6 protein-coding genes are annotated in these 12,225 nt (G+C 72.7%); 4 read left to right on the top strand and 2 right to left on the bottom strand.

Annotated elements, in window-relative coordinates:
• The gene (locus AC3RJ8_RS14575) at positions 1-1,221 is read right to left on the bottom strand and encodes an AGE family epimerase/isomerase (protein ID WP_489713281.1); all 1,221 of its coding nucleotides are present in this window, start codon (positions 1,219-1,221) and stop codon (positions 1-3) included.
• 104 nt (positions 1,222-1,325) lie between these two features.
• Positions 1,326-2,345 carry a LacI family DNA-binding transcriptional regulator gene (locus AC3RJ8_RS14570; RefSeq protein WP_489713280.1) on the bottom strand — a complete coding sequence of 340 codons (1,020 nt, stop codon included), beginning with the start codon at positions 2,343-2,345 and terminating at the stop codon, positions 1,326-1,328.
• A gap of 370 nt (positions 2,346-2,715) precedes the next feature.
• Between AC3RJ8_RS14570 and AC3RJ8_RS14565 the strand changes: the two genes are divergently transcribed.
• The 4 genes from AC3RJ8_RS14565 to AC3RJ8_RS14550 all read left to right on the top strand — a co-directional run bounded on the left by AC3RJ8_RS14565 (position 2,716) and on the right by AC3RJ8_RS14550 (position 12,225).
• On the top strand, positions 2,716-8,145 hold the full coding sequence (locus AC3RJ8_RS14565) for a rhamnogalacturonan lyase family protein (protein WP_489713279.1): 5,430 nt from the start codon (positions 2,716-2,718) through the stop codon (positions 8,143-8,145).
• 95 nt (positions 8,146-8,240) lie between these two features.
• Positions 8,241-9,269 carry a 3-oxoacyl-[acyl-carrier-protein] synthase III C-terminal domain-containing protein gene (locus tag AC3RJ8_RS14560; RefSeq protein ID WP_489713278.1) on the top strand — a complete coding sequence of 343 codons (1,029 nt, stop codon included), beginning with the start codon at positions 8,241-8,243 and terminating at the stop codon, positions 9,267-9,269.
• 91 nt (positions 9,270-9,360) lie between these two features.
• Positions 9,361-10,716, top strand: coding sequence for a Gfo/Idh/MocA family protein (locus tag AC3RJ8_RS14555; RefSeq protein ID WP_489713277.1), 1,356 nt, complete (start codon positions 9,361-9,363; stop codon positions 10,714-10,716).
• A 165-nt stretch (positions 10,717-10,881) separates the two neighbouring features.
• A complete protein-coding gene (locus AC3RJ8_RS14550) occupies positions 10,882-12,225 on the top strand; it encodes a Gfo/Idh/MocA family protein (RefSeq protein ID WP_489713276.1) in 1,344 nt (447 codons plus the stop codon).

The raw sequence follows: 12,225 nt of genomic DNA, 5'->3' as shown, positions 1-12,225 counted from the left end.
TCAGATCGTGCCCCGGGTGGCGCGCCGCGCCGACTCGGCGAGGGAGCCGGCGAGCGGGAGGTCCGGGACCAGCAGGGCCTGTACCGCGTGGTAGATGTCGGGCTTCCCGGCCCAGACGTCGCCCGTCGGCCGGTTCGCGGTGTCGAGCTCGTGGTGCCACGAGCCGCGCTCGTGGTCGACGAACCTCTCCCGGACGAGCTCCCACCAGGCGCCTGCCAGCTCGGCGTACCAGGACGCACCGGTGACGACGGCGAGCACCTCGGCCGCGGCGACGGCCTCGGCGGCCACCCAGTGGAAGCGCCGGCGTTCGACCGGGTCGCCGGACCAGTCGACCGTGTAGACGAACCCGGTGCCGTCGAAGCCGTCGGCCAGCGCCCGGTCGAAGAGCCGGGCGGCAGCGTCGGTGCGGCGGCCCACCTGCTCGGCCGCGACGTCGAGCTGCAGCATCAGGCGAGCCCACTCGAAGCCGTGCCCGGGCGTCGAGCCGTAGGGCTTGAACTGGTCGTGCGGGCGGTCGGCGTTGAACGCGAGGTCCGGTGCCCAGCCCGCCGTGAAGTGCTCGGGGATCCGCCAGTCGTTCTCGGCCGCCCAGGCCGTGGTGCGGTCCACGATCCGCGCGGCCCGGTCCCGCCACCGGGCGTCGCCGGTCGCGTCGGACGCCGCCAGCAGGGCCTCGACGCCGTGCATGTTCGCGTTGATGCCGCGGTACGGGGCCAGAGTGGTCCAGGCGCGGTCCCACTCGTCGGCGAGCAGGCCGGCCTCGTCCTCCCAGAAGCGCTCGTCGAGCACACCGAGCGCCTCGTCGAGCAGCGCGCCTGCCCCCGGACGCCCGGCCTGGGACGCCGAGGCCGCGGCCAGCACCACGAACGCGTGGGCATAGGCGGCCTTGGTGCCGTCGACGGCGTCACCCGGGCCGCGTGCGGCGAACCAACCGCCGTGCTCGCCGTCGCGCAACGTGCCCGTGAGGCCGGCGAGGGCGCGGTCGGCGCGCGCGGCGCTGCTCGGCACCCCGAGCAGCTCCCCGAGGGAGTAGGTGTGCGCCATCCGCGACGTGATCCAGGTGTGCACGGGCCGGCCCGGGTCCGGTCGGCCGTCGTCGTCGAGCCAGACGGCGCCGTCGGACCCGTCGACCGACGGCGCACCGAACGTCAGGAGGCGGCGGACCTCGTCGGCGCGCCAGGCGCCCGCGGGACGGTGGGGGGTGCTGGCCTCGTGCGACATCGCGATCCTTTCGGTGGGGACGGGACGTCCCGGTGATCGATCCTGCATGCTGACAGCGCTGTCATACGCGCCACCCCCAATTTCTCATGCGCGCCGACCACGCCTCAAGCGGCGGGCGGACGCTCGCCGGATCCGCGCGCCACGAGGCGGGTGGCGACGGTCCGCCGCCGGGGCGGCAGCGCCGGGTCCGCCGTGCGCTCCAGCGCCAGCCGAGCGGCCTGGCGACCGATCTCGGCCGTGTCGTAGGCGACCACGGTGATGCCCAGCAGGTCGGCGAGCTCCAGGTCGTCGAAGCCGACGAGCGCGGGCAGGCTCGAACCGGCCGCGCGGCGCGCGTCCAGCACCGCCAGCGCGCCCACGGTGACCCGGTGGGTCCCCGCCAGCAGGGCCGTCGGAGGCTCCGGGGCGTCGAGCAGCTCGGCCACGATCCCTCGTGCGGCGGCCGCGTCGTGCGCACCGTCGCGGACCCACTGCTCGGGCCGCGCGACCCCGTGGGTCCGCAGGGCCTGCACGAAGGCGTCCCGGCGCTCGCGGGCGGTCCAGACCGAGGCGTCGTCGACGACGAGCCCGATGCGTCGGTGCCCGTGCGCGACGAGGTGGTCCACCGCCTGACGCACCCCCGCACGGTTGTCGATGACCACCGTGTCCGCCGGGACCGAGCCGGCGGGGCGGTCCACGAGCACGAGCGGTGTGTCGGCCGTGGTGACCTGGCGGAGGTGCTCGTGGTCGGAGTCCGTCGGCGTGACGACGAGCGCGGCGACCCGTCGCTCCAGCAGCGTCTCGACCAGACGCCGCTCGCGCTCGGCGTCCTCGTCCGAGCCGGCGGTGACGAGCTGGTACCCGGCGCCCCGCAGCGCGTGCTCCATCCCGCCGGCGGCCGCGGCGTAGAAGCTGTTGGCGAGGTCGGCGGCGATGAAGCCCACCAGGGGAGCCGGCCCGCCGCGGGCGAGGTCGGCGGCGACGGCGTTGCGCCGGAAGCCGAGCGAGTGCACGGCGGCCCGCACGCGCTCCCGGGTGGCGGGAGCGACGTGCGGTTCGTCGTTGAGGACGCGGGACGCGGTCTTGAGGCTCACGCCCGCGGCTCGCGCGACGGCCGCCAGCGTGGGTCGGTGCTCGGTGGCCACGCGCGCTCCCTCCCGGACGACGCACTGCCGTGGTGGGGACAGTGGGGACACGGTAGCGCGCGTGGCGATGCGGTGACGCAGCCTTTGCCTGCGCCTTTGCCTGGACATCGCCGTCGTGACCGGGCATGATGACGACGACGCGTGGTTGAATCCTTTCATTAAATCAATACAACAAACCTCACCGACGAGGGCGCGTCACCGGCCCCGGGCCGGACTCAACGACGAGACGACGAGGTGAACCGTGCAGCAGCCCGACAGGCTCTCACGTGCCGAGCGTGAAAGCGCTTCCCGGCACCGTCCGACGACATCCCCACCGATCCGTACACGATCAGCTCGCTCCCTGGTCGCTGGCGCGGCCTCGGCTGCCCTCGTGCTGCCGCTGCTGCCAGCCGCAGCCCAGGCTGCCGACGACGGCACCGTCCGGGCGTTCGATTTCGGCACGCCCGACAGCCCGGTCGCCGAGGGCTACGACCGCGTGGTCCCGACCACCGCGTACACCGAGGAGGGCGGGTTCGGCATCACCTCGGGGGACGTGGACGCCCGCGACCGCTCCACGGACGCCGACCCGCTGACCGGCGACTTCGTGCTCGGTGCCGAGTGGGAGTTCGCGGTCGACGTGCCGAACGGCACCTACGACGTCGAGGTCTGGACGGGTGACACGCTCGCCGGTACCTCCAGCGTGCGCACCACCGTCGCCCCCGAGGGTGGCGAGGGCACCAACATCAACGCCGACGCCGAGCAGACGGCCAGCGGCACGCTGACGGCCGAGGTCACCGACGGGCAGCTCAACCTGGGCATCACCGGCAAGGGCTACGGCTACGTCAACGGCATCGAGATCACCCAGGTCTCCGAGGACACGGGCGACGACGGTTCCGGCGACGGCGGGGACGACGACGGCACGACCGACCCGGGCGACGGCACGGGCACGCCCGGCCCGGCGAACCTGCGCGTCGCGGCCGCGAGCGACGGCGAGCTCGTCCTGCGGTGGAACGAGGTCGACGGCGCCACGGGCTACGTCCTGACCCGCAGCGACGCCGTCGACGGCGAGTACACCGAGGTCGCCACGACGGGTGCCCGCGAGGTCTTCTTCGCGGACGGCGACGTCGACACCTCGGTCGTCCACTACTACCGGGTGCACGCCGTCACGGCGGAGGGCACCACCGACGCGTCCGCTCCTGCCGTCGGCACGCTCACGAGCGAGGCCGGCTTCCCCGACAGCGGCACGCTGCAGGTCGACCTGGGCTCCGGGACGGTGGCCGACGGCGCCGTGGGCGTCGGCGCGGGCACCGCCTACGACGCCGAGAACCGGCTCGGCTTCGTCGACACCTCCGTGGTGACGGCGACCGACCGCGGCGGGGACGACGCGCTGCGCGGCGACTTCGTCACGGCCGACGGCGCCGAGCTCGTTGTCGACCTGCCGAACGGCGACTACACGGTCGGTGTGGTCGCGGGTGACACCGAGGGCGCCACCGACGTCGCGATCACGGCCGAGCAGATGGCCAAGGTGCAGCCGACCGAGCGGGCCGCGGGCGACCTCCTCGAGATGGAGTTCGACATCGCGCTCGTCGACGGCCAGCTCAACCTGCAGATCGCCGGCAGCGCCGCGAACCTCAACGCGCTGACGATCACCCGCCAGGACGAGCGCGACGCGGCCGACCAGGCCACTGTGTACGTCACCGGCGACTCGACCGTGCAGACCTACGACCCGTACTGGGCGCCGCAGGCCGGCTGGGGCCAGATGATCGAGCGGTACCTGTCCGACGACGTCGTGGTCGACAACCACGCGATCGGCGGCCGGTCCTCGAAGAACTTCATCAGCCAGGGCCGTCTCGACGAGGTCCTCACGCAGATCCGCCCGGGAGACCACCTGTACGTCCAGTTCGGTCACAACGACAACAGCTACGGCGTCGACGACCGCTGGGCGGGGCCGGGCGACTACTACTACTACCTCAAGACCTTCGTCGACGGGGCCGTCCAGCGCGGCGCGCAGCCGATCGTCGTCACGCCGGTGTCCCGCCGGTCCTTCGACGCCGACACCGGCCGGTTCAACGTCTCCTTCCCGGACTACGTCGACGCCGCGACCCGCGTCGCGGCCGACACCGGCACGCCCCTGGTCGACCTGTCGGCCTCCTCGCGTGAGTACCTGGACGAGATCGGTCCCGAGGCCGCCAAGAGCGTGTTCCTGCACGTCCCGGCGGGCGTCTACCCGAACCGGCCGAACGGCACGACGGACGACACCCACTTCCAGGAGTACGGCGCCATCCAGATGGCCCGGCTCGTCGCCTCCGGCACCGCGGAGCTGGACATCCCGCTCGCGGCCGAGGTCGTCGACGCCGAGCCGCCGGCCGAGGTGCCGGACTCCCCGGCGGGCGTCGTCGCGGGCAGCATCTCCGCGTCCAGCGCCACGCTGACCTGGACCGAGGTCGAGGGCGCGGACATCTACAAGGTCTTCGCCAAGGCGTCGACCGACGGCGAGGACGCGTACGAGCTGGTCACCACGTCCACGATCGGCGTCGCCGAGGTGACCGGCCTCGAGCAGGGCACCTCCTACGACCTGCAGGTCGTCGCCGTCAACGGCCGCGGCGACTCCGCGCCGTCGGCCACCGTGACCCTCGTGACCAAGGCGCCGCTGTACAAGTTCGACGTGCAGCTGGCCGGGAACCCGACGAAGGACGGCTACACGGCCTTCGACCAGAACACCCTGTACACCGCGGAGCTGGGCTACGGCTTCACCTCGGACTCCGGTCCGGGCGGCCGCGACCGCGGCACGGGCGACGGTGCGCTGGACGACCTGCAGCGCGACTTCCTGCTGCCGGGCGACGCCACGCCGATGCGGTTCGACGTCCCGAACGGCACGTACGCCGTCGAGGTCGTCTGGGGCGACCTCATCGGGACCGCCCGGCTGGGCGTGACCATCGAGGGCACCGACTACGGCTCCTCGAACGCGGGCCGCGGCAGCACGTCGAGCAAGATCGTCCAGCCGGTGGTCGTCACCGACGGGACGATCGACGTCGTCGCGTCCGGCTGGCTCAACGGTCTGGAGATCACGCCGCTGCTGTACGCGCCGACCAACCTGACGTCGGGCGACGTGACGATCGACGGGTCCGACGTCGAGGTCCCGCTGGCGTGGGACGCGGCCGAGGACGTGGCGGGGTACCGCGTGTACCGCCTGGCCGAGGGCGCGGCCGAGCCGACGGCGCTCGGCGATGTCGAGTCCTCGGTGACCGAGTTCGTGGACACCACCGCGGACGTCGGCCTGGGCTACACCTACACGGTCGTGGCGCTCGACGACGCCGGCAACGAGTCGGTCGCGTCGAACGCGCTCGAGCTGACCACGGTGGACACCGACGTGCCGACCGCACCGACGCCGTCGGGCCTCGCGGTGGGCGACGTCGAGAAGAACGCGGTGCACCTGGGCTGGGAGCCGGTCGAGGACGCGTTGTTCTACCACGTCTACCGGCAGGACAAGGCCGGTGACCTGGTGCTGCTCGACCGTTCGGCGGAGCCCGCCTACACCGACACCGACGTGCTCACCACGATCGGGTACACCTACGCGGTGGCGTCGGTGAACGCCGGCGGCATCTCGGAGCTGTCGGACACCGTGACCTCCGACGCCGCGACCACCCTGTCGCGACAGGCCGAGCGCATCGGCCGCCAGCCGGTGGCGGCGGTCTCCGAGGACGGTGTGTACGTCGGCTGGCGGATGCTGGGCGACGACGCCGACGACGTCGCGTTCCACGTCTACCGGGACGGCGAGCAGATCACCGCCGAGGCGATCACCGGCTCGACCAACCTGACCGACGCCGACGGTTCGGCCGACTCCACCTACCGCGTCTCCGCCGTCGTCGACGGCACCGAGCGGTGGGCCACCGACGAGTTCACCCCGTGGGGCGCCCAGACGCTGGACATCCCGCTGAACAAGCCGGAGGACGCCTACACCAAGGACGGCCAGCCGTACACCTACTCCGCGAACGACGCCTCCGTGGCGGACCTCGACGGGGACGGCGAGTACGAGTACGTCGTCAAGTGGTACCCGTCCAACGCGCAGGACAACTCGCGCGGTGGCTACACGGGCAACACCTACCTGGACGCCTACGAGCTCGACGGCACCCAGCTGTGGCGCATCGACCTCGGGATCAACATCCGGTCCGGAGCCCACTACACGCAGTTCCAGGTGTTCGACTACGACGGCGACGGGCAGGCCGAGGTGGCGATGAAGACCGCCGACGGCACCACCGACGCCGACGGCACGGTGATCGGGGACGCCCGGGCGGACTTCCGGACCTCCGGCGGCTACGTGCTGTCCGGCCCGGAGTACCTCACGGTGTTCGACGGCGCCACGGGCGTCGCGCTCGACACGATCGACTACGTGCCGCCGCGCGGCGACGTCGGCTCGTGGGGCGACACCTACGGCAACCGCGTGGACCGGTTCCTGGCCACGACGGCCTACCTCGACGGGGAGACCCCGTCGATGGTGTTCAGCCGGGGCTACTACACGCGCGCCGTCATCGCGGCGTTCGACTTCGACGGCGAGTCGCTGACCCAGCGGTGGGTCTTCGACTCCGACGTCGAGGGCGACGAGTACCGCGGTCAGGGCAACCACGACATGCAGACCGCCGACGTCGACGGGGACCAGAAGGACGAGATCGTCTTCGGGTCGATGACCATCGACGACGACGGGTCGGCGCTGCACAACACCGGGCTCGGGCACGGCGACGCCATGCACGTCTCCGACTTCGACCCGTCACGCCCCGGGCTCGAGCAGTTCGCGGCGCACGAGGACATGGGACGGTCCGGCAACGTCGGTGCCACGTTCCGGGACGCCTCGACGGGGGAGATCATCTGGTCGATCCCGGCCGAGCGGGACACGGGCCGGGCCGCCATGGCGGACATCGATCCGCGCTACGACGGCGCCGAGGGCTGGGCCGTCGGCGGGGACGCCGCGTGGAACTCCGAGGTGGGCCAGCTCGTCTCGTCCTCCACGGGTGAGGTCATCGCGGAGAGCATCCCGGCGGCCAACTTCACCACCTTCTGGGACGGCGACCTGCTCTCGGAGATCGGGAACCACGACTGGGACGCCGACACCTCCACGGGGGTGCCGACGATCTCGAAGTGGGACTACGAGAACGCCGAGGAGGTCGAGCTCTACCGGGCCGAGGGGACGCTGTCGAACAACAGCACCAAGGGCACGCCGGCGCTGCAGGCGGACCTGTTCGGTGACTGGCGCGAGGAGCTGATCACCCGCACCGAGGACTCGACCGCGCTGCGGATCGCGACCACGGTGATCCCGACCGAGCACCGCCTGCGGACGCTCATGTCGGACTCCCAGTACCGCACGGCGGTGGCCTGGCAGAACACGGCCTACAACCAGCCGCCGCACACCTCGTACTTCATCGGCGAGGGCATGGAGACGCCGGACGCGCCCCGCCTGGCGTACACGACGGACGGCGAGCCGGGTGAGGTCGTTCCGGGCGATGGTGTCGAGGTTCCCGACGCGTGGTCGGCGGACACGGTCTACACGGCCGGCGACCGCGTGGAGCACGACGGCGTCGTCTTCGAGGCGCTCTGGTGGACGAAGGGCCAGGAGCCGGGCTCCTCCCCGTGGGGAGCCTGGCAGGAGATCGGTGCGGCGGGCGAGCCCGCTCCCGAGTGCGGTGCTCCGTGGACCGCCAGCCGCATCTTCGTCGCGGGGGACCAGGCCGTCCACGACGGTGCGCTCTGGGAGGCCCGGTGGTGGACGCGGAACCAGGAGCCGGGAGCCGACGCCTGGGGTCCCTGGGAGCACGTCGGCGAGTGCTGACCTGAGCCTCGCGCGAACGACGGCGGCCGGTCGGTGCCGGGGGTGATCCTGCCCCCGGCACCGACCGGCCGCCGTCGCGTGGAATGATCGAGACCATGTTCACGCTGCCCGCCGGTGCTGCCGGCTCCCGCATCGTCGGCCTCGGCCACCACCAGCCGGCGAAGGTCATGACGAACGACGACGTCGCCCGGTTCGTGGAGACGAACGACGAGTGGATCCGGTCCCGGACGGGCATCGTCACGCGGCACGTCGCCGCCGACGACGTCACGGTGGCGGACATGGCGACGGCCGCCGCGGAGCACGCGCTCGCCGACGCCGGGGTGGCGAGCGACGACGTCGACCTGATCGTCGTCGCCACGGCCACGGCTGCCGACCGCTCGCCCAACACGGCCGGGCGGGTGGCGTACGCGCTGCGCACCGGCGTGCAGCCCGGGGCGAGCACGCCGGAGGGCGAGGAGGAGCCGGACCTGCGCGATGTCGTCGGCCCCGGCGTCATCGACGTCAACACCGCCTGCTCGGGGTTCGCCTACGCTGTGGGGCTCGCCGACCAGGCGATCCGTACGGGGACCGCTCGCACCGCCGTCGTCATCGGCTCGGAGAAGCTCACCGCGGTCACCGACTGGACCGACCGGTCCACCTGCATCCTCACGGCCGACGGTGCGGGTGCAGTAGTGATGCAGGCGGCGGACGAGCCCGCGGTGGGCCCCGTGGTGTGGGGGTCCGAGCCGGAGATCACGCCCGCCGTCCGCATCGAGGCGCCGGCCGAGCGGTTCGCGCAGGACGGCCGGGCGGTGTTCAAGTGGGCGATCACGCGCGCGGCGGACCGGGCGCGCCGGGTCGTGGACGCCGCCGGGATCGGCCTGGACGAGATCGAGGTGCTGGTGGCCCACCAGGCCAACCTGCGGATCATCGAGCCGCTGGCGAAGTCGCTGGGGCTGGAGGACCGCGTGGTCGTCACGGACATCACGGAGTCGGGCAACACGTCGGCCGCCTCGATCCCCCTGGGGATGTCCAAGTGGTGGCACGACGGGCGGTTGCCGGCGGGGGCGCCGGCGCTGCTGTTCGGGTTCGGCGGCGGGTTCACCTGGGCGGGCCAGGTCGTGCTCACCCCCTCCGCGAGGTAGCGCACGGCGGCGCGAGGTAGCGCACGGCCTCGGGGCCTCGGGTACAGTTGGCGGGAAACCGCTTTCTCGCCGAAGACACAGGAGTCCGACGTTGCCCTCCACCACCTCCGACCGCCTCCGCTACGCCGTCGTCGGGACCGGACACCGGGCCGGTATGTACGTCTCGGCCCTCGTCGACGCCCACGCCGGTTCCGGTGAGATCGTCGCGTGGGTCGAGCCCAACCCCGTCCGTGCCGCCGTGCACGAGGCGCGGGTCGCCGCCGCCGTCGGGGGTACCCGGCCGGTCTACACCCCCGACGACCTCGAGAAGGCGATCTCCGAGCAGCGGGTCGACCGGGTCGTCGTCACCAGCATCGACAACACCCACGCGGACCTGGTGTCCCGTGCTCTGCGGGCGGGCGCCGACGTCGTCGTCGAGAAGCCGATCGCGGCCACCGCCGAGGAGGCGCGCCGGATCACCGACGCCGTCGCCGAGACCGGACGTGACCTGACGATGACCTTCAACTACCGCTACTCGCCACGGAACTCGGCGCTGCGCGAGGTCATCGCCTCCGGCGAGATCGGCCAGGTGCTGTCGGTCCACTTCGACTGGGCGCTGGACACCGTGCACGGCGCCGACTACTTCCGCCGCTGGCACCGGGACAAGAAGAACAACGGCGGTCTGCTCGTGCACAAGTCGAGCCACCACTTCGACCTGGTCAACTGGTGGATCGACGACGTCCCGACCCGGGTCTTCGCCAGCGGCGGCCGTCGCTTCTACGGCGACGACGCGGCCCACGCGCAGGGCTACGAGCCCACGGCCGGCGAGCAGGCGTTGCGGGAGCAGGGCATCGACCCGTGGGGGCTGGACCTCGACAAGGACCCGTACCTCCACGAGCTGTACGGCCCCGAGGCCCAGGCGCACGACGGCTACGTGCGCAACCGGTCCGTGTTCGACGCCGGGATCACCACCGAGGACACGCTCGCCCTGGTCGTGGAGTACGCGGGCGGGCCGATGCTCACCTACTCGTTGACGGCGTCGGCGCCGTGGGAGGGCTACCGGGTCGTGGTCAACGGTTCGCGCGGCCGTGCCGAGCTGGAGGTCGTCGAGCGCGGCTCGGTCGTCTTCGGCGACGACGGCAAGGCGATCCTCGACCCCAGTCTCACCGACGCGTTCGCCGACGACGAGCTGCGTCCCGCCGGCGAGCGCCTGCTGGTGCAGAAGCACTGGGAGCGCGCGGAGGAGCGCGAGATCGTCGCCGTCGGGCCCGGCGGGCACGGCGGTGGCGACAACCTCCTGCTCAGCGACGTCTTCGTGGGCCGGGACGACTCCGACCCGCTGCGCCGGGCGGCGGGCTTCGTCGACGGGCTGCGAGCCTCGGGCGTCGGCTACGCGGGCAACCGGTCGCTGGAGACCGGCGACCCGGTGCGCCTGGCGGACCTGGGCCTCGGCGTCGACCTCACCTGACACCACCCTTGCACCACCCCGACCCGACCTCGCACCGCCCCGAGCGCTGTGGGTATGAAAATCTCCCGTTCTTCGCGACGAAGAACGGGAGATTTCATACCCGCAGCGGATGCGGGTAGTGTGGCATGGAAAGCGCTTGCCCAGCATCGACCCAGGAGATTGACGATGACGTCCGCCACCTTCGCCGCGCCGGCCGCCAGGACCGGGTCCACGACGGATCCCGCACCGCCCGCCCGCCGCCACGCCATCGTCGGCACCGGGCACCGGGCTCGTCTCTACGTGGACGCGATGACGGGCGAGCACGCCGACGTCGCCGAGCTCGCCGCGCTGTGCGACACCAACCCGGCCCGCCTCGCCTTCCATGCCGAGCGGGCGCGCCGCGCGGGTGCGGGCGAGCCGGCTGGCTACGACGCGCACGACGTCGACCGCATGCTCGACGAAGTGCGGCCGGACGTCGTCGTGGTCACCTCGCCCGACCGGACGCACGCGGCGCACGTGGCCGCTGCGCTGCACCACGGCGCGGACGTCGTCGTCGAGAAGCCCCTGACCATCGACGCGGCGGGCATGTACACGATCCTGGACGCGGCCCGCAGCAGCGGCCGCCGGCTCACGGTGGCGCACAACTACCGGTACGCGGCGGCCAACGCGGCGCTGCGCCAGGTGGTGGCGGACGGGCGCGTCGGCGACGTCGTCTCCGTGCACTTCGAGTGGTTGCTCGACACCGCGCACGGCGCCGACTACTTCCGTCGCTGGCACCGGGACAAGGCGGCGTCGGGCGGACTGCTCGTGCACAAGGCCAGCCACCACTTCGACCTGGTCAACTGGTGGACGCAGGACGTCCCCGAGTCGGTGTACGCGCGCGGCGGCCTCCGCTTCTACGGCGAGGCGGCCGGGGACGGCGGGCCGCGGTACGCGCTCGACCTCGCCGCGGACCCGGAGCTGCGCGCCCTGTACCTCGACGGCGCGGACACCGACGGCTACCGGCGCGACCAGGACCCGTTCGGGCCGGGCGCCACGATCGAGGACACGCTCAGCGTGCTCGTGGGCTACCGCTCGGGTGCGTCGATGACGTACTCGCTGACGGCCCACAGCCCCTGGGAGGGCTACCGGGTAGCCATCAACGGCACTCGCGGCCGGGTCGAGCTGGACGTGGTCGAACGGTGCCACACCACGGCCGGCCTGCCGGGCGTCCGCTCTGAGGTGCCCGGGTGCTGCGAGGTGCGGCGGGCCGGTGGACGGCTCGTGGTGCAGGAGCACTGGGGGCGAGCGGTGGAGGTGCCCCTGGGCGGACCGACGGGGCACCGCGAGGGTGACGCCGCGATGCTGCACGACGTGCTGCGTGGACACCTGACGACCGACGGCACGGCCGACGGCCCCGCACCCGACCCCCTGGAGCGGCGGGCCGGCCTGGTGGACGGCCTGCGCTCGGTCGCCGTCGGCGTCGCGGGCAACCGCTCGCTCGTCACCGGCCAGGTGGTGCCGGTGGCCAGCCTCGGCATCGACCTGTAG

The organism is Isoptericola sp. MSGPD8_1_ISO-PGPR-S23-394, from assembly GCF_058072785.1.
The sequence above is the reverse complement of the archived record's forward strand: the minus strand, read 5'-3'. Positions and strand labels throughout refer to the sequence as shown.

What these genes read in the sequence shown, in the direction of transcription:
- AC3RJ8_RS14550 (WP_489713276.1), top strand. Translation starts at nt 10,882, where the DNA reads ATGACGTCCGCCACCTTCGCCGCGCCGGCCGCCAGGACCGGGTCCACG.
- AC3RJ8_RS14560 (WP_489713278.1), top strand. Translation starts at nt 8,241, where the DNA reads ATGTTCACGCTGCCCGCCGGTGCTGCCGGCTCCCGCATCGTCGGCCTC.
- AC3RJ8_RS14575 (WP_489713281.1), bottom strand. Translation starts at nt 1,221, where the DNA reads ATGTCGCACGAGGCCAGCACCCCCCACCGTCCCGCGGGCGCCTGGCGC.